We start from the raw sequence: 17,984 nt of genomic DNA on the forward strand, positions 1-17,984 counted from the left end.
TAGCGCCTCCTGTACGAGAGCCCCTCATGACAGTCACCGAGCAGTTGAGCGCCTTGGGCCAGATCCTCGCTCACGGCGACCTGAACAGCCTGTTCCAACCGATCTTCTCCCTTTCCGAGCGGCGCATCCTCGGCTACGAGGCCCTGACCCGCGGCCCCTCCAACAGCCCGCTACACTCCCCCGTCACCCTGTTCGCCATGGCCCGTCACGCCGGACGGTTGAGCGAACTGGAGATGGCCTGCCGCAAGCGCGCCTGCACCCGCTTCCATGAGCTGAAGCTCGACGGCAAGCTGTTCCTCAACGTCTCCCCCGAATCCCTGCTGGACCCGGCCCACCAGCCAGGCCGCACCCTGCAGATGCTGCAGGCTTTCGGCATCCCGCCGAGCGAGGTGGTCATCGAACTCACCGAGCATGCCCCCACCGATGACTTCGCCCTGCTCGACACCGCCCTGCACCACTACCGCGCCATGGGCTTCTCCATCGCCCTGGACGACCTGGGTGCGGGCTATTCCAGCCTGCGCCTGTGGTCGGAGCTGCGCCCCGATTACGTGAAGATCGACCGCCACTTCATCGACGGCATCCACCAGGACGCGGTGAAGCGCGAGTTCGTCGGCTCCATCCTGAAGATGGCCAAGGCCTCCCGCGCCCAGGTCATCGCCGAGGGCATCGAGCTCAGCGAGGAACTGGCCGTGCTGGCCGAGATGGGCCTGGACCTGGTGCAGGGTTACCTGCTCTGCCGGCCCCAGGAGAACCCGCCGCGAGAGGCCCGCGCCTACCTGCCGCTGCTGGACCGCGCCCAGAGCCAACTGGGCGAGGACAGCGCCGACCTCAAGCCCCTGCTCAACGAGCAACCGGCGATGCACCGCAACACGCCCATCAGCGAAGTGCTGGAGGCCTTCCGCGTGCAAGCCAACCTGAACTCGGTGGCCGTGCTGGACGATCAGCAGCAGCCCATCGGCATCGTCCACCGCCACCTGCTCTCCGATGCGCTGCTCAAGCCCTTCGCCACCGACCTGTTCGCCCGCAAGCCCATCAGCCGGCTGATGAGCGATGACTTCCTCGCCGTGGAGATCGGCCAGTCCCTGCAGCAGGTCAGCCGCCTGCTCACCAGCCGGGCGCGGCAGCGGATCGAGGAAGACTTCGTGATCATTTCCGAGGGGCGCTACCTTGGCCTGGGGCGGGTGATCGACGTGCTCAAGCTGATCACCGAGATGAAGATCCAGCAGGCCCGCCACGCCAACCCGCTGACCCTGCTACCGGGCAACGTGCCCATCCAGCAGTGTCTGAGTCGCCTGCTTCAGCAGGGGCGTGCCGCACGGGTCTGCTACGTGGACATCGACAGCTTCAAGCCCTTCAACGACCTCTACGGCTACGCCAAGGGCGACGAAGTGCTGCTGTGCCTGGCGCAATGCCTGAACGAGCGCGTCGACCCGGCGCGGGATTTCGTCGGGCACATCGGCGGGGATGACTTCATGCTGGTGCTGGGCTCTGATGACTGGCGCAGCAAGCTCAACTTCCTGCTGGAGGACTTCCAGGGGCAGTGCCGGCGCTTCTACCGGGCCGACCACCTGCAAGCGGGCTGCTTCATCGCCCACAACCGCAGCGGCCAGCGTGAGGAGTTCCCCCTGCTGTCACTCTCCATCGGCGTGGTGAACCTGACGCCCGAGGCCTGCAGCCAGCTGGATGCCGGGCAACTGGCCGGCCTCGCCTCGGAAGCCAAGCGCCACGCCAAGGCTGTGCCCGGATACAGCCTGCATATCCTCGACGCGGTCTAGGTTCGACTCAGAGCCCGAGCTGGGCGGCGCGACGATCCAGGCGTTCGGCGGCCTCGACATCCGCCGCCAGCCCCGGCCCGCCCTCGCGGTACAGGTCCGCCAGCTTGCGTGCCGCAAGCGGGTGACCGGCCTGCTCCGCCAGGCTCCACCAATGGGCGGCCTGGGCCGCATCCGGTGCCTGCCGGGCATCACCGGCCAATGCCAGTACGCCCAGTTGGTAAGCCGACTTGCCGTCCCCGGCCTGGCCTGCCAGGCGCAACAAGCGAATGCCCTCCTCCCGCGCGCCGAAGCCCTGGCCGCGGTGCAACAGCAGGTGGCCGTAGAAGCGCTGGGCCGCGACATTCCCGAGGTTGGCCTGCCGGGCGTACTGCCCCTGCATCCAGTTCCAGGCACGCGGGTTGCGCACCAGCGACGGGAAGCGCAGCAGCCAGCGGGCCACCGCATAACCCAGCCAGGCCCGCAGCTTCCAGATGGCCATCAGGGCTCCTCGGGGTAGTCGAATTCGAAGACGCGAACCACCTCGGCAGCATGCCAGGAGGCAGCGGCCACGCCGTCCGGAGGACCGGAGAAACGCCCCAGTCGCACCACGAATTCGAAGAAGCCGGTACGCGGCAGGCGACTGGCGCCCTGGCTGATCACCAGGGAGCTGCGCAACGGCCGCTCGGCCCGGGCATCCAGCGCAGCCAGGTGTTCCAGGGCTGCGGTGAGGGTCTGCATTGCCGGGCTCGGCAGTTGCAGGCGCTCCACCAAGGCCCGGTAGGTCAGGAGATGCCGCTGGCGCCGCGCATCATCCAGCTCATTCAACAGCGACTGCCAGTGCTGGCGACTGATGCGTACGCTCATTGCACCTCCCAGCCGGCGATCCCCAGGGTCACGGCCAGGGACCGCTGGATGGCGGCATCAGGCTCGCGCTCGCCCTCCTCGATCAACCCCAGGTAGACCGGGCTGATGCCCACCGCACGCGCCAATTGCTCGATGCTCTGGCCACGCGCCTCGCGCAGTGCCCGCAGCTCGCGCAGGGAATGGGTATCGGCGGGGGCCGAAGCGGGTGCGGCCTGTCCAGCGGCCTGCAGCAGCGCCTGGTAATCGGCCCAAGGCAATACGGCGTATTCCGCTTCGCCGTCACGCATGATCACTTGCACGTTCATTGCAACTCCCGTGGACAGCAGTGCCGACGTCTCAGCACCTTCCTTGCAGGCGGCCATCTTAACAGGGCGAATCGGCCTACGGGGTCCTACATGAACGGAGCATGACCGGGTAGGCAGACCCACGGAATCAGCTGAATTCCTCCGACAGTTCCTGCGGTGCGGGGAGTTGCTCCAGACGCGCCACCACCTCCGGTGCCTGGGCATCGCGCCAGCGGCGGAATGCCTCCAGCTCCTGGCCCCAGGTGCGCATGACCCAGGCCAGCACCGCGAGGTCGTCGATCAGGCCCGCCCCCAGCACCCAATCGGGGATCGCATCCACCGGCGTCAGGAAGTAGACCAGCCCGGCCACCACCGACAGCAGCGCCTTGGGGCTCAGATCCCGATACTGCCCGCGAACCCGTGCCACGCAGAGCGCCATCAGCAGCTTCAGGTCCTCCCGTGCACCACCCAGACGACCACCTTGGCGGGCACTCTTTCGGGTGACGGCCAACAGTAAGGCCGGTAGACGTCCGCGGGCCAGGAATCGGCCGGCCAGGGGCAGGTAACGCTCGAAATTCCAGGGTGCCTTCATCGTCTCGTCTCTCCGAACCGCATGGGACGGGCTCTTCGGCGGTTACTCACAGATCCTGTGGATAACCTTGTTGACAGCGTATTGATTACGCCATGAAAGCCCCGCGCCACGAGGCCTCCGCTCAGATCGGCGATTTTTTCGCCACGCCGAAAAAGCCAGCTAAATCAACCAGTTGATTTTTTGTCCAGTCGCTGCGGCAGCCCGTCGCAGTGACAAATCCGTGACTGCACGACCATGTGCATAACCGTAACAGGGTGGCGTGCCTCCACCCCCTTTCAGACCTGCCGGTCGAGCCGGGGTTCGTTTGGTAACCCGCAGTCCCGTTACGGTCAGGAGCGCCTATCGAAAGAAAGGCACAAACGAAAACGCCCCGCTAGGCGGGGCGTCTGGTCGACCGGGCATTACTGCTGCGGAGCAGCACCCTGGTCAGCGGCCTGATCCTTGATGCCGATCAGTTCCAGGTCGAAGACCAGGACCGAGTTGGCCGGGATCGCCGGGCTCGGGCTCTGCGCGCCATAAGCCAGCTCGGACGGGATGTACAGCTTGTACTTCTCGCCGACGTGCATCAGTTGCAGGCCTTCCACCCAACCGGGGATCACGCCGCTCACCGGCAGGTCGATCGGGCTGCCACGCTGGATGGAGCTGTCAAACACGGTGCCGTCGGTCAGCTTGCCTTCGTAGTGGACAGTGACCACGTCGGTGGGCTTGGGCTGGGCGCCGTCAGCCTTCTTGATCACTTCGTACTGCAGGCCGGAAGCGGTGGTGGTGACTTCCTTGCGCTTGCCGTTCTCTTCCAGGAACTTCTTGCCCGCCTTGGCGGACTCTTCGTTCAGCTTGGTCATGCGCTCTTCGGCACGCTTCTGCAGGAAGGCGAAGGCTTCGACCAGCTCTTCATCCTTCAGGCGCTGGTCCTTCTTGCCGATGGCGTCTTCGATACCCAGGGCGACGGCTTTGGAATCCAGGTCGTCCATGCCTTCCTGGGCGAGGCTCTTGCCCATGTTCAGGCCGATGCCATAGGACGCCTTCTGGGCCGGGGTCTTCAGCTCGACGCTGCTGGTCTGGGAGTCGCAGCCTGCGAGCACCAGGCCCACCAGGGCCACCGCTGCCGCCAACCGAGTTTGTTTCATGCTGATTCCTTATCTGTACGCCGTGAGGGCATGTTCGAAGAAGCGGCGAGCTTAGCAGGCCGCTGCGATCAGTGGCTATGGGCACTTAGGATCGAAAACAGGGGAATAAGTTCAGCGCCAGGGCGAGGATTTTGCGGCTTTTCACCACCAATCACCTGGGCCGGAACCGCACCGAAAAAAACCGGGACGAACGAAAAAGCCCTCAGGTATCGCTACCTGAGGGCTTTGTATATGGCGCAGCGGACGGGACTCGAACCCGCGACCCCCGGCGTGACAGGCCGGTATTCTAACCGACTGAACTACCGCTGCGCGTTACCCCGAGATTGGTGGGTGATGACGGGATCGAACCGCCGACCCTCTGCTTGTAAGGCAGATGCTCTCCCGGCTGAGCTAATCACCCTTCACTCTCGAAGTGGTGCGCATTCTAGGGATGCATTCGAACTCTGGCAAGCCCTTTTTCAAAAAATTTTTTCAGCCGTTCCAAAGGCTTAGCGCAGGGTTGGCCTGCAGGCCCGGGACGAGAATAATGCGGCCTTTGTTTCCGGAGAGTTCCTCTTATGTGGTTCCGCAACCTGCTCGTCTACCGCCTCACCCAGGATGTGCCCTTCGACGCCGACGCTCTGGAGGCCGCCCTGGCCACCAAGCCCGCGCGCCCCTGCGCCAGCCAGGAACTGACCACCTACGGCTTCGTGGCGCCCTTCGGCAAAGGTGCGGACGCGCCGCTGGTCCACGTGAGCGAAGGCTTCATGCTGGTGGCAGCGCGCAAGGAGGAACGCATCCTGCCCGGCAGCGTGGTACGCGATGCACTGAAGGAGAAGGTCGACGAGATCGAGACCCAGCAGATGCGCAAGGTCTACAAGAAGGAGCGCGACCAGCTCAAGGACGAGATCGTCCAGACCCTGCTGCCGCGCGCCTTCATCCGCAAGTCGGCCACCTTCGCCGCCATCGCCCCGGCCCAGGGCCTGATCCTGGTGGACGCCTCCAGCCCGAAGCGCGCCGAAGACCTGCTCTCCACCCTGCGCGAAGCCATCGGCTCGCTGCCGGTGCGCCCGGCCTCGGTGAAGATCGCCCCCACCGCCACTCTCACCGAGTGGGTCAAGACCCAGGAAGCCGCCAAGGACTTCTACGTCCTCGACGAATGCGAGCTGCGTGACACCGACGAAGACGGCGGCGTGGTGCGCTGCAAGCGCCAGGACCTGACCAGCGACGAGATCCAGCTGCACCTCTCCTCCGGCAAGCTGGTCACCCAGCTGTCCCTGGCCTGGCAGGACAAGCTCTCCTTCATCCTCGACGACAAGCTGGTGATCAAGCGCCTGCGCTTCGAAGACCTGCTGCAGGAGAAGGCCGAGCAGGACGGCGGCGAAGACGCCCTCGCCCAGCTGGACGCCAGCTTCACCCTGATGATGCTGACGCTGGTGGAGTTCCTGCCCCAGCTGCTCGACGCACTCGGCGGCGAAGAGATACCCCAGGGCATCTGACCCTCCCCGAAGCGCCGGCCCAGAGCCGGCGCTTTCACGATAACGACAAGGAATGACCATGCGTGCCCTCGCTGCCTTGAGCCGCTTCGTCGGCAACACCTTCGCCCTCTGGATCCTGCTGTTCGCCGTGCTGGCGTTCTGCGTCCCGGCACCCTTCCTGCCGATCACCCAATGGATCGTGCCGTTGCTGGGGCTGGTGATGTTCGGCATGGGCCTGACACTGAAGGCAGCGGATTTCCGCGAAGTCGCGCGGCGGCCGCTGTGGGTGCTGATCGGCGTGCTCGCCCAGTTCATCATCATGCCGGGCCTGGCCTGGCTGCTCTGCCGGTTGCTGCAGCTGCCACCGGAAATCGCCGTCGGCGTCATCCTGGTCGGCTGCTGCCCCGGCGGCACCGCCTCGAACGTGATGACCTGGTTCTCCCGCGGGGACGTGGCCCTGTCCGTCGCCATCACCGCCGTCACCACCCTGCTGGCGCCGCTGGTCACGCCCGCGCTGATCTGGCTGCTGGCCTCGGCCTGGCTGCCGGTGCAGTTCAGCGCCCTGTTCATGTCCATCCTGCAGGTGGTGCTGGTGCCCATCGCCCTCGGCTTCATCGTGCAACGCCTGCTGGGTGCGCGGGTGCAGGTGGCCGAACAGGTGCTGCCACTGGTGTCGGTGCTGTGCATCGTCGCCATCGTGGCCGGCGTCGTTGCCGCCAGCCAGGCCAAGATCGCCGAATCCGGCCTGCTCATCATGGCGGTGGTGGTGCTGCACAACGGCTTCGGCCTGGCGTTGGGCTACCTCGCTGGCCGCGTCTTCGGCCTGCCGCTGGCCCAGCGCAAGACCCTCTCCATCGAGGTCGGCATGCAGAACTCCGGGCTCGGCGCCGCCCTGGCCAACGCCCATTTCTCGCCCCTGGCCGCCGTGCCGAGCGCGCTGTTCAGCGTTTGGCACAACCTGTCCGGCTCACTGCTCGCTGCGATCTTCCGACGCATGAGCGAACCCGATTCCGACCGTTCCGCACACCATTGACTGACAACCGCCTGCCCGTACGGACTTGTCCGCACGGGCGGGATGTGCAAAATACTGCGCAAACGCAGGGACGGCCCTGCCACTTCCAGCCACGCCTTCAGTGCGTTGCTGCAGTGACCACCCGGGGACGGCCCCCACATTCCGTCCCCCTCTGGAGGTCACCATGTCCTGGATCATCCTGTTCTTCGCCGGCCTGTTCGAAGTGGGTTGGGCCGTCGGCCTGAAATACACCGAAGGCTTCACCCGCCCGCTGCCCACCGCCCTCACCGTGCTGGCCATGGCCATCAGCCTCGGCCTCCTGGGTCTGGCCATGAAGCAGCTGCCCCTGGGTACCGCCTACGCGATCTGGACCGGCATCGGCGCCGTCGGCACCGTCATCGCCGGCGTCATCCTGTTCGGCGAGTCGGTCGCGCTGATGCGCCTGGGCAGCGTCGCGCTGATCATCTGCGGGCTGATCGGGCTCAAGATGAGCACCTGAATCGCGCCCATGAAAAAGCCCGCCTTCCGGCGGGCTTTTTCGTTCCGGATCGCTCAGCGCACCTCACCACGCAGCGCCGCCACCGACGCCTGCAGGCTGAGGCGGTCCACCGTCTCCGGCGCCAGCGCCGGGCCAGCCACCAGGTTGATGTGGGACCAGAAGCGCTTGAACAGGCCTTTGTTCGGGTCGCGGCTGAAGAAGCTGCCCCACAGGCCCTGCAGCGCCATCGGGATCACCGGCACCGGGTTCTGTTCGAGGATGCGCTCCACGCCGCTCTTGAACTCGTTCATCTCGCCATCGCCGGTCAGCTTGCCCTCGGGGAAGATACACACCACCTCGCCCGCCTTCAGGTACTCGTCGATCTTCTTGAAGGCGCGGTCGTAGACCAGCAGGTCCTCGCTGCGGCCGGCGATCGGCACGGTGCCGGCCGTGCGGAAGATGAAGTTGAGCACCGGCAGGTTGTAGATCTTGTAGTACATGACGAAGCGCACCGGCCGGCGCACCGCGCCACCGATCAGCAGCGCATCGACGAAGGACACGTGGTTGCACACCAGCAGCGCCGCGCCCTCCTCCGGGATCGACTCCAGGCCGCGATGGTGCACGCGGTACATGGAGTGGCCGAGCAGCCACACCAGAAAGCGCATGCTGAACTCGGGGACGATCTTGAAGATGTAGCTGTTCACCGCGATGTTCATCAGCGACACCACCAGGAACAGCTGCGGGATCGACAGCTTGGCGACGCTCAGGAACAGGATCGAGGCGATGGCCGAAACCACCATGAACAAGGCGTTGAGGATGTTGTTGGCCGCGATCACCCGCGCCCGCTCGTTCTCCGCGGTGCGCGACTGGATCAGCGCATACAGCGGCACGATGTAGAAGCCGCCGAACAGGCCGATGCCGAAGATGTCCGCCAGGATCATCCACGCCTGCGGCTCGCTCAGCACGGCCAGCCAGTCATGGGGCTGGGCGCCCTGGGGGAAGCCGCCGGAGTGCCACCACAGGAGGATGCCGAACACCGTCAGGCCGATGGAGCCGAAGGGCACCAGGCCGATCTCCACCTTGCCGCCGGAGAGGCGCTCGCAAAGCATCGACCCCATGGCGATGCCCACCGAGAACACCGTGAGGATCAGCGTCACCACGCTCTCGTCGCCGTACAGCAGGTCCTTCGAGTAGGCCGGGATCTGCGTCAGGTAGATGGCGCCGAGGAACCAGAACCAGGAGTTGCCCACCAGCGAGCGCGACACCGACGGCCGCTGCTCCAGGCCCAGCCGCAGGATGCGCCAGGACTGCACGAAGATGTTCCACTCCAGCTTCAGCTCCGGCATGGCCGCCGCCGCCCGGGGAATGCCCCGGCTGGCCAGGTAGCCCAGGCAGGCGGTAAGCAGGATGGCGCCGGCCACGATCGGCTCGTAGTGCGACGCGGACATCATGACGCCCGCGCCGATGGTGCCGGCGAGGATCGCCAGGAAGGTACCCATCTCCACCAGCGCGTTGCCCCCCACCAGCTCCTGCTCGCGCAGGGCCTGGGGCAGGATCGAGTACTTGACCGGGCCGAACAGCGCCGAGTGAGTGCCCATGGCGAACAGCGCCGCCAGCAGCAGCCAGAGGTTGTCGAAGAAGAAGCCCAGCGCACCGACCGCCATGATGGCGATCTCCGCCAGCTTGATGGCGCGGATCAGGGCGTCCTTGGCGTACTTCTCGCCGAACTGGCCACCCAGGGCGGAAAACAGGAAGAACGGCAGGATGAACAACAGCGCACAGAGGTTGACGTAGATCCCCTTGTCGCCGGAGATCGCCAGCTTGTAGAGGATCGCCAGGATCAGCGATTGCTTGAAGATGTTGTCGTTGAAGGCCCCGAGCAGCTGGGTCACGAAGAACGGCAGGAAACGCCGCGTGCCCAGCAGAGCGAATTGCGAATGTTGGCTCATCGTCCTTGGTACCTGATGGTTGGCGAGAATGCGCCCCGCAGGGAATCGCACGTCGCTGATTGGACATCAGGACCCGGTCGGAAAGCCACATCTGCCGCGAGGATGTTTGAAACGGCGCGGATTTATAGCCTAGATCGGCAACTGCCCCAGGTACGCCCGCAGTGCAAAGAACAGCAGCAACCCGCCGAGGATGGTCGCCAGCAGGTGCCGGGTCAGCGCGGCAATGAGGATGCAGCCCAACCCGCCCAGCAGGTAGGCGTTGTCCAGCGCCACGGCCAGGTGCTCGCCGTCAGGCATCAGCATGCCCGGCACCACGATGGCGGTGAGCACCGCCGTGGGCACGTAGTGCAGCCCCTGGCGCACCACCGGCGGGAAGCGCAGGTCCGGCCAGGCGAACAGGCTGTAGCGAATGGCGAAGGTGATCGCGGCCATGCCGAGGATCAGCAACCAGGTTTCCATCACAGGGTCTCCCCCAGCAGGTCCAGGCGATCACGACGCTCCAGCACCACGCCCACCACGATGCCAGCCAGCGCCGCCGCCATCAGCCCGAGCTTGTAGGGCAGGCCCTGGCACGCTACCGCCACCGCACCGGCCACCAGCGCCGCCGCCACCTGCGGACGGTTGCGCAGCATGGGCACGACGATGCCGATGAAGGTCGCCAGCATGGCGAAGTCCAGCCCCCAGGCCGCGAGATTGGGCACCGCCTGGCCGAACACCACCCCCACCAGGGTGTAGGACACCCAGCTCAGGTACATCGCCAGCGCAGCCCCGAGGAAGTACCAGTGCTTGAGCGGCGAGTCGTCCTCCTCCGCATAACGGTGCTGCACCACGGCGAACGCCTCGTCGGTGAGCCAGAAGGCCAGGGGCAGGCGCCAGCGCCGCGGCAGGTGCCGCACGAAGGGTTGCAGGGTGGCGCTGTAGAGGGCGTGGCGAAGGTTCACCACCAGGGTGGTGAGCAGCACCACCGCCACCCCGGCACCACCGCCCAGCAGGGTGATGGCGATGAACTGGGCCGAGCCGGCGAACACCAGCAGGGACATGCCGAGGGTCTGCCAGGCATCGAGGCCGGCCCCGGCGGCCAGGGTGCCGTAGATGATGCCGAAGGGCATGGCGCCGATGAGCATCGGCACGATGTCGCGAACGCCGCGGAGGAATTCTGTTGAGCGGGACATGGGATTCTCCTTGTCCCCGTACTCTGCCAGCCGGCGCTCAGTCGGTCTTGAACGATCTTGCGCTGGCGGTCCGGTATTCGCCGGGACCTACACCATAGGTCTGCTTGAACTGACGGGTCAGGTGGCTCTGGTCGGCAAAGCCCAGCTGCATCGCCACCGACAACGGCGCGCAACCGCTGCGCAGCATGGCCCGCGCCTGCTCCAGGCGACGCTGCTTGAGCCACGCGTGGGGCGGCATCCCGGTGGCGCGCTGGAAGACCCGGGCGAAGTGGAACGGCGAAAGCCCCACCAGGGCCGCCAGTTCCTCCAGGGATGGCGGCGAGGCCAGGCGCGCCGCCAGCACCTCGCGGGCCAGCGCCACGGCCTGGGGCTCCTGCCCCGCCGGCCGTGGCGCACCGATGCGCGCGTGGCGGCTGAACAGCAGCAGGATCGCCTCGCGCCAGGCAACCTGCTGCTCCAGGGCGGAGGCATTGCGCTCCAGCAGGCAGTGCAGGTCGAGGAAGCGGCGGGTCACCTCGGGGTCATGCAGCACGCTGTCGGCGAAGGTGGGCAGGCCACCGGTGGCGATCTCCAGTTCGTCCAGCACATCGGTCACCCGGTGCAGGTCGGGGTAGAACCCCCGGTAGCGCCAGCCTTCCTCGTGGGCCTTGGAGCCGGTGTGCAGCTCGTCCGGGTTGATCAGCACCATGCTGCCGACGGCGGCCAGGTGGTCGCTGCCGCGGTGGCGGAAGCGCTGGGCGCCGGATTCGAGGATGGTGAAGACGTAGCCTTCGTGCACGTGGGGCGAGAAGCGATGCTGGATGTAGCGCGCATGCAGGAGCTCGACCCCGCTCAGCGCACTGGCCTGCCAGAAGTGCGTGCGCTCACCGCCCGCGCTCATTGGACGAATGCAGCTTCCAGGGCCTGCTTCACCGCCGGCCACTCGTGGTCGGTGATGCTGAACATGACGCTGTCGTCCAGGCGCCCGTCGGCCAGGCGACGGTGGTTGCGCAGCACACCCTCACGCACCGCGCCGAGCTTCTCGATGGCCCGTTGCGAGCGCAGGTTGCTGCCGGCGGTCTTCAGCTGCACCCGCACCACCTGCCACTCCTCGAAGGCTTGGCGCAGCATCAGGTACTTGATCGAGGCGTTGAGGCCGGTGCCGTGCTCACTGCCGGCCAGCCAGGTCCAGCCGATCTCCACGGCGGGCAGGGCCGGCATGAATTCGGCGAATCGGCTGGTGCCCACCAGGCGGTCACCCAGGCGGATGGCGAACACCACGGCCTGGCCTTCGCGCTGCTGGGCGATGCCCTGGCGGTACCAGTCCGGCCGCAGCGGGCCGCTCATGTAGACCAGTTCGTTGCGATTGGCTTCGGCCAGGGCCGCCAGCTCGCTGACATCGGTCTCCCCCAGTGGCTCCAGGCGCAATGCGCCACGCTGCAGGGTGACCGGTTGCGGATTGAACATCTGCGCCCTCCTCAGGCGAATAACCCCTGCCCGTTCTACGCGACAACCGGACGCGGTTGCCTGGCAGGGCTGCGGCGGGCTCCAGGCCCGGCGCGGCAAGCCAAGCTAACAGCCCGGCAAGAGGCGCTCAAGTCCGCCTGCGACCTTGGTAGCAGCCGCCTGACGGAAATGACCTTTGGTGCGAAACTGCAGCCTGTGCCCGGGCCCTGCCCGCCCTTTTTCCTCCGGAGTCTGCATGTCGTTGTCCAGCGGGCTGATCGCCGCGGTCGCCCTCCTCTACATGGCGGTGCTGTTCAGCATCGCCTTCTACGGCGATCGCCGCAGCGCCCCGATGCCGCCCCGGGCGCGTGCCCTGATGTTCAGCCTGTCGCTGGCGGTGTACTGCACCAGCTGGACCTTCTTCGGCGCCGTCGGCCAGGCCGCCGGGCAGATCTGGGCCTTCCTGCCCATCTACCTGGGGCCCATCCTGCTGATGGTGTTCGCCCCCTGGGTGCTGCAGAAGATGGTGCTGATCAGCAAGCAGGAGAACATCACCTCCATCGCCGACTTCATCGCCGCCCGCTACGGCAAGTCCCAGGCGCTGGCGGTGGTGGTCGCGCTGATCTGCCTGGTCAGCGTGCTGCCCTACATCGCCCTGCAGCTCAAGGGCATCGTCCTCGGCGTCAACCTGCTGGTGGGCTCCGGCGCGGACTCCACCGGCACCCGCGCCCAGGACACGGCGCTGATCGTGTCCCTGGTGCTGGCCCTGTTCACCATCCTCTTCGGCACCCGCAACCTGGACGCCACCGAGCACCACCGGGGCATGGTGATGGCGATTTCCTTCGAATCGCTGATCAAACTGCTGGCGTTCCTCGCGGTGGGCACCTACGTCAGCTTCGTGCTCTTCGACGGCTTCGACGACCTGACCCGCCGCGCCCTGCTCGCACCGCAGCTGGAGAACTTCTGGAACCACCCGGTGGAATGGCCGACCCTCATCGTGCAGACCGCCGTGGCCATGACCGCCTTCGTCTGCCTGCCCCGGCAGTTCCACGTGGCGGTGGTGGAGAACATCGACGCCCGCGACCTGCGCACCGCCCGCTGGGTGTTCCCGGTGTACCTGGCCCTGGCCGCGCTGTTCGTCGTGCCCATCGCCCTGGCCGGCATGATGCTGCTGCCCGCCGGCGTGATGCCGGACTCCTTCGTCATCAGCCTGCCCCTGGCCGAGGCCCACCCGGCCCTGGCCCTGATGGCCTTCATCGGCGGTGCCTCGGCGGCCACCGGCATGGTGATCGTCGAAGCCGTGGCCCTCTCGACCATGGTCTCCAACGACATGCTGCTGCCCTGGCTGCTGCGCCGGCAGAACGCCGAGCGGCCGTTCGAGGTGTTCCGCCACTGGATGCTCTCGGTGCGCCGCATCAGCATCGTGGTGATCATCCTGCTGGGCTACGTCAGCTACCGCCTGCTGGGCTCCACCGCGAGCCTGGCCACCATCGGCCAGATCGCCTTCGCCGCCATCGCCCAGCTCGGCCCGGCCATGGCCGGCGCCCTGTACTGGAAGCAGGCCAACCGCCGTGGCGTGTTCGCCGGGCTGGCCACCGGCTCCGCGCTCTGGGCCTACACCCTGGTGCTGCCGCTGGTGGCGCGCGGCCTCGGCTGGCCGCTGGAGGCCTTCCCCGGCCTGGCCTGGCTGATGGCCAACCCGCTGCACCTGCCCATCGACCCGCAGACCCAGGGCGTGGTCATTTCCCTGGCCGGCAACTGGCTGCTGTTCGCCTGGGTCTCGGTGCTCTCCCGCACCCGCGTCTCCGAACACTGGCAGGCCAGCCGCTTCATCGGCCAGGTGGTCTCGGCACGCCCCAGCGGCCGCTCGCTGCTGGCGGTGCAGGTGGAGGACCTGCTGATGCTCGCCGCCCGCTTCGTCGGTGAGGAACGCGCACGGCAGAGCTTCGCCCGCTTCGCCTACCGCCAGGGCACCAGCTTCACCCCCACGCAGAACGCCAACCAGGACTGGATCACCCACACCGAGCGGCTGCTGGCCGGCGTGCTCGGCGCCTCCTCGGCCCGCGCGGTGGTGAAGGCCGCCATCGAAGGCCGCGAGATGCAGGTGGAGGACGTCGTGCGCATCGTCGACGAAGCCTCAGAGGTGCTGCAGTTCAACCGCGCCCTGCTGCAGGGCGCCATCGAGAACATCACCCAGGGCATCAGCGTGGTGGACCAGTCCCTGCGCCTGGTGGCCTGGAACCGCCGCTACCTGGAGCTGTTCGACTACCCGGAAGGGCTGATCAGCGTCGGCCGGCCCATCGCCGACATCATCCGCTACAACGCCGAGCGCGGCCTCTGCGGCCCCGGTGATGCCGAAGCCCATGTCTCCCGCCGGCTGTACTGGATGCGCCAGGGCAACGCCCACACCTCGGAACGGATGTTCCCCAACGGCCGGGTCATCGAGCTGATCGGCAACCCCATGCCCGGCGGCGGCTTCGTCATGAGCTTCACCGACATCACCGCCTTCCGCGAGGCCGAGCACGCCCTCAAGGAATCCAACGAAAGCCTGGAGCAGCGCGTCGTCGAGCGCACCCAGGAGCTGTCCCAGCTGAACCAGGCGCTGATCGAGGCCAAGGGCACGGCCGAGGCCGCCAACCAGTCGAAGACCCGCTTCCTCGCCGCCGTCAGCCACGACCTGATGCAGCCGCTGAACGCCGCGCGGCTGTTCTCCGCCGCCCTCGCCCACCAGTTGGAAGCGCTGCCCCCCGAGGCCCGCGAACTGGTGGGGCACCTCGACAGCTCGCTGCGCTCGGCCGAGGACCTGATCACCGACCTGCTGGACATCTCGCGCCTGGAAAGCGGCCGCATCACCCCCGACCGCACCACCTTCCCCCTGGCCAGCCTGTTCGACACCCTGGGAGCCGAGTTCAAGGCCCTGGCCCAGGAACAGGGCGTGCAGTTCCGCCTGTGCGGCAGCCGGCTGAACATCGAGAGCGACGCCAAGCTGCTGCGCCGGGTGCTGCAGAACTTCCTCACCAACGCCTTCCGCTACGCCAAGGGCCACGTGCTGCTAGGCGTGCGCCGCGAAGGCGACGCCCTGCGCCTGGAAGTCTGGGACCGCGGCCCCGGCATCCCCGAGGACAAGCGCAAGGTCATCTTCGAGGAGTTCAAGCGCCTCGACAGCCACCAGACCCGCGCCGAAAAGGGCCTGGGCCTGGGCCTGGCGATTGCAGACGGCCTCTGCCGCGTGCTCGGCCACCGTCTGGAGGTGCGCTCCTGGCCCGGCAAGGGCAGCGTCTTCAGCGTCACCGTGCCCGTGGCGCGCCAGGCCCGCCCAGCCCCGGCCCGCCAACCGCAGGAAGGCGCCGGCCAGGCCCTCAACGGCACCCAGGTGCTGTGCATCGATAACGAGGACAGCATCCTCACCGGCATGGACAGCCTGCTGTCACGCTGGGGCTGCCGCGTCTGGACCGCGCGCAACCGCCTGGAGTGCGAGCAGTTGCTGGAGGAGGCCGTGCGCCCGGAACTGGTGCTGGTGGACTACCACCTCGACGAAGGCGAGACCGGCACCGAACTGATGGGCTGGCTGCGCACCCGCATGGGCGGCCCGGTGCCCGGCGTGGTGATCAGCGCCGACGCCCGCGCCGAGCTGGTGGCGGAAGTCCACGCGGCGGGGCTCGACTACCTCGCCAAGCCGGTGAAGCCCGCCGCGCTGCGGGCGCTGATCAGCCGCCACGTGACGCTGCGCTGACGGGCAATCGCCAACCGATGTGACGCAGTTCCCGCTTTCCAGGCATCGCGGTATAAAAAGCGCCACGAAATCCAGGAATGCCGTCGATGCCACTCCAGACCGGGCAGGCCGCAGTCATGCCGCCCCTGCCCGAACGCCCCGCCGAGGACTACCTCGCCGAACGGGTCGCCACCCTCTTCTCCACCAGCCCGGCCACGGCGGTGGGCAACGTCTTCTCCGGCACCATGGTGTTCGGCGTCTACCACGCCAGCGCCCCGTTGTTCGGGCGTTGCGTATGGCTGCTGGTGCTGGTGCTGCTGATGGGTGTGCGGCTCTGGCTGGTGGCGGCCTGGCGCCGCAACCCGCAGCGCTTCACCCCGCTCGCCTGGGCCCGCCTGACCATGTGCCAGTGCGGCGCGGTCGGCCTCGCCTGGGGCTTCGGCGCCATCTGGCTGATGGGCTACGGCACCGCCTACGAGGACGTGATCTACGGCTGCATCGCCCTGGCCTCGGTGATGGTGGCGATGAGCAACGTCTCCTACTGGCCGGCCCACCTGGCCTTCCACGTGCCGATGTTCACCCTGCTGGGCATCGCCTACGCCCTCGACCCGGAGCCCCAGGCGCGCTTCCTCGCCATCTCCGCCTGGGTGGTGTGCCCCTTCATCGCCGAGATGGGCCGGCGCCTGCAGATCCGCTTCAACGAGGCCCTCAAGCTGGCCTGGGAGCACCAGGTGCTGGCGCACAAGTACGCCCTGGCCAACCAGGAGCTGGCGGTGCTGAGCCGCACCGACGACCTGACCCGCATCGCCAACAAGCGCCACCTGGACGAAACCCTCAAGCGCGAGTGGCACCGCTGCGCCCGCACCCACGCGCCGCTGAGCGTGCTGATGCTGGATATCGACCACTTCAAACTCTACAACGACCGCTATGGCCACCTGGCCGGCGACACCTGCATCCGCCAGGTGGCCGAGGCCATGCGCGGCAGCATCCGCGAGCACTGCGATTTCGTCGCACGCTTTGGCGGGGAGGAGTTCACCGTGGTCATGCCCGGCACCGACCTGGCCACGGCCCAGGCCATCGCCGAACGCATCCGCGCGTCCATCGAGACCCTACAGGTCCCCCATGCCGGCGCGCAGCGCGGCTACCTCACGGTGAGCATCGGCGTGGCCTCCACCGAACAGCCGGTGGCCCGTGAAGAAGCCCTGGTCGGGAATGCGGATGTGGCGCTCTACAAGGCCAAGCACCAGGGCCGTAACAGGGTCGAAGCCTTCACCGCCAAGGATGCCCCGGCAACCGGCGCACCCTAGTTCTTCAGGAAGCCCTTCAGCAGTTCACCGACACGGCCACCCAGCTCCTGGTTGGCCGACGCCTGCAGCCCCCGCGCCAGCTCGCTGTCCACCACCTCCTCCACCAGCGGCCGCAGGGCCAGCAGTTGCCGGTTCAGCGCCTCCAGCTCGGACACGTGGGGCAGGCTGCTGCTGAGCAGCGGGTTGACCAGGTGGGCAACGATCATGCCGACGATGCCATCGGCCACCGGCGCCACCTGCTGGCGGATCAGCGCGAACTGCTCCAGCAGCACCGCCAGCGGGATGCCGGAGCGGTGCAGCTGCACCCCGGCGTTGAAGATGCGCGGGTTCAGCACCCGCAGGTGATCCCCGGCGAACTCCACCAGCCCCAGCTCGCGGGCGCGGTCCAGGGTGTCGTCGGTCAGCGCCTCGCCGAACAGCGCAATCAGCTCGTCGAAGCCCAGGCGGGTCGGCTCCGGCTGGCCCCAGGCCCCGGCAATGGCAGCGTCCAGGCCCAGCACATGGGCCAAGTCGCGCCCCTGCTCCCAGGCCTCCAGCAGCTCGCGGATGCTGGCGATGCTGTAGCCGCGCTCCAGCAACTGGCCGATCAGCAGCAGCCGCGACAGGTGCCCGCCGTTGTAGATGCCCACCCGCCCGCGACGCTCCGGCGGCGGCAGCAGGCCGCGGTCCTGGTAGGCCCGCAGGTTGCGCACGGTGGTGCCGGCCTCGCGGGCCAGCTCGTCGACGGTGTATTCCGCCGCCTCGGGCGGGGCATCCCCCTCGGCTGGCGTACGGGCCAGCAGGCGGGACAGGAAGGGCTGGGGTGTCTTCATGGGGGCGGATCATAGCCCCGCCCCCGGACCGCCAACAAC

General features: G+C 67.4%; 17 protein-coding genes and 2 tRNA genes. 6 read left to right on the forward strand and 13 right to left on the reverse strand.

The genetic code is table 11. The features are described from left to right. Positions 1–26 precede the first annotated feature (26 nt). A complete protein-coding gene (locus SZ55_RS12585; protein WP_044406157.1) occupies positions 27–1,775 on the forward strand; it encodes a bifunctional diguanylate cyclase/phosphodiesterase in 1,749 nt (582 codons plus the stop codon). A 7-nt stretch (positions 1,776–1,782) separates the two neighbouring features. On the opposite strand, the gene SZ55_RS12590 is transcribed toward SZ55_RS12585, so the two are convergent. From SZ55_RS12590 to SZ55_RS12620, 7 genes are all read right to left on the reverse strand, one after another. Beyond that, the gene (locus SZ55_RS12590) at positions 1,783–2,253 is read right to left on the reverse strand and encodes a sel1 repeat family protein (RefSeq protein ID WP_044406160.1); all 471 of its coding nucleotides are present in this window, start codon (positions 2,251–2,253) and stop codon (positions 1,783–1,785) included. Beyond that, a complete protein-coding gene (locus tag SZ55_RS12595) occupies positions 2,253–2,618 on the reverse strand; it encodes a hypothetical protein (protein ID WP_044406163.1) in 366 nt (121 codons plus the stop codon). Before SZ55_RS12595 ends, SZ55_RS12590 begins: the two co-directional genes overlap by 1 nt. Further along, positions 2,615–2,923, reverse strand: coding sequence for a helix-turn-helix domain-containing protein (locus tag SZ55_RS12600; protein WP_044406165.1), 309 nt, complete (start codon positions 2,921–2,923; stop codon positions 2,615–2,617). The genes SZ55_RS12595 and SZ55_RS12600 overlap by 4 nt, the downstream gene beginning before the upstream one ends. Before the next feature lie 127 nt (positions 2,924–3,050). After that, a complete protein-coding gene (locus tag SZ55_RS12605; protein WP_044406167.1) occupies positions 3,051–3,494 on the reverse strand; it encodes a YkvA family protein in 444 nt (147 codons plus the stop codon). 401 nt (positions 3,495–3,895) lie between these two features. Beyond that, entirely contained in the window at positions 3,896–4,621 is a 726-nt protein-coding gene (locus tag SZ55_RS12610; protein ID WP_044406170.1) for an FKBP-type peptidyl-prolyl cis-trans isomerase, read from the reverse strand. Between the two features lie 232 nt (positions 4,622–4,853). Then, positions 4,854–4,930: transfer RNA gene (locus SZ55_RS12615), tRNA-Asp, on the reverse strand. 15 nt (positions 4,931–4,945) lie between these two features. Next, positions 4,946–5,021 (reverse strand) — tRNA-Val (locus tag SZ55_RS12620). A 157-nt stretch (positions 5,022–5,178) separates the two neighbouring features. Here SZ55_RS12620 and rdgC point away from each other — a divergent pair. The 3 genes from rdgC to sugE all read left to right on the forward strand — a co-directional run bounded on the left by rdgC (position 5,179) and on the right by sugE (position 7,589). Further along, positions 5,179–6,099 carry a recombination-associated protein RdgC gene (rdgC, locus tag SZ55_RS12625; protein ID WP_044406173.1) on the forward strand — a complete coding sequence of 307 codons (921 nt, stop codon included), beginning with the start codon at positions 5,179–5,181 and terminating at the stop codon, positions 6,097–6,099. Between the two features lie 58 nt (positions 6,100–6,157). Then, the gene (locus SZ55_RS12630; RefSeq protein ID WP_044406176.1) at positions 6,158–7,111 is read left to right on the forward strand and encodes a bile acid:sodium symporter family protein; all 954 of its coding nucleotides are present in this window, start codon (positions 6,158–6,160) and stop codon (positions 7,109–7,111) included. Positions 7,112–7,274: 163 nt separating this feature from the next. Beyond that, positions 7,275–7,589, forward strand: coding sequence for a quaternary ammonium compound efflux SMR transporter SugE (gene sugE, locus SZ55_RS12635; protein ID WP_044406178.1), 315 nt, complete (start codon positions 7,275–7,277; stop codon positions 7,587–7,589). A 53-nt stretch (positions 7,590–7,642) separates the two neighbouring features. On the opposite strand, the gene SZ55_RS12640 is transcribed toward sugE, so the two are convergent. The 5 genes from SZ55_RS12640 to SZ55_RS12660 all read right to left on the reverse strand — a co-directional run bounded on the left by SZ55_RS12640 (position 7,643) and on the right by SZ55_RS12660 (position 12,135). Beyond that, on the reverse strand, positions 7,643–9,517 hold the full coding sequence (locus SZ55_RS12640; RefSeq protein WP_044406180.1) for an MFS transporter: 1,875 nt from the start codon (positions 9,515–9,517) through the stop codon (positions 7,643–7,645). A 129-nt stretch (positions 9,518–9,646) separates the two neighbouring features. Then, on the reverse strand, positions 9,647–9,976 hold the full coding sequence (locus SZ55_RS12645) for an AzlD domain-containing protein (RefSeq protein WP_044406183.1): 330 nt from the start codon (positions 9,974–9,976) through the stop codon (positions 9,647–9,649). Beyond that, entirely contained in the window at positions 9,976–10,689 is a 714-nt protein-coding gene (locus SZ55_RS12650; protein WP_044406186.1) for an AzlC family ABC transporter permease, read from the reverse strand. The genes SZ55_RS12645 and SZ55_RS12650 overlap by 1 nt, the downstream gene beginning before the upstream one ends. Positions 10,690–10,726: 37 nt before the next feature. Beyond that, positions 10,727–11,569: a helix-turn-helix transcriptional regulator gene (locus SZ55_RS12655; RefSeq protein ID WP_044406189.1), complete on the reverse strand. Its 843-nt coding sequence runs from the start codon at positions 11,567–11,569 to the stop codon at positions 10,727–10,729. Next, complete coding sequence (locus SZ55_RS12660; protein WP_044406192.1) at positions 11,566–12,135, reverse strand: GNAT family N-acetyltransferase; 570 nt, start codon at positions 12,133–12,135, stop codon at positions 11,566–11,568. The genes SZ55_RS12655 and SZ55_RS12660 overlap by 4 nt, the downstream gene beginning before the upstream one ends. 235 nt (positions 12,136–12,370) lie before the next feature. On the opposite strand from SZ55_RS12660, the gene SZ55_RS12665 reads away from it, so the two are divergent. Together SZ55_RS12665 and SZ55_RS12670 are read left to right on the forward strand one after the other, a co-directional pair. Next, complete coding sequence (locus tag SZ55_RS12665) at positions 12,371–15,847, forward strand: hybrid sensor histidine kinase/response regulator (RefSeq protein ID WP_044406195.1); 3,477 nt, start codon at positions 12,371–12,373, stop codon at positions 15,845–15,847. 86 nt (positions 15,848–15,933) lie between these two features. Beyond that, the gene (locus tag SZ55_RS12670) at positions 15,934–17,133 is read left to right on the forward strand and encodes a GGDEF domain-containing protein (protein WP_044406198.1); all 1,200 of its coding nucleotides are present in this window, start codon (positions 15,934–15,936) and stop codon (positions 17,131–17,133) included. On the opposite strand, the gene SZ55_RS12675 is transcribed toward SZ55_RS12670, so the two are convergent. Next, positions 17,130–17,945, reverse strand: a complete 816-nt coding sequence (locus SZ55_RS12675; protein ID WP_044406201.1) for a MerR family transcriptional regulator — start codon at positions 17,943–17,945, stop codon at positions 17,130–17,132. The two genes, SZ55_RS12670 and SZ55_RS12675, sit on opposite strands and share 4 nt — an antisense overlap. Between the last annotated feature and the right edge of the window lie 39 nt (positions 17,946–17,984).

Source organism: Pseudomonas sp. FeS53a (genome assembly GCF_000931385.1).
GTDB lineage: Bacteria > Pseudomonadota > Gammaproteobacteria > Pseudomonadales > Pseudomonadaceae > Metapseudomonas > Metapseudomonas otitidis.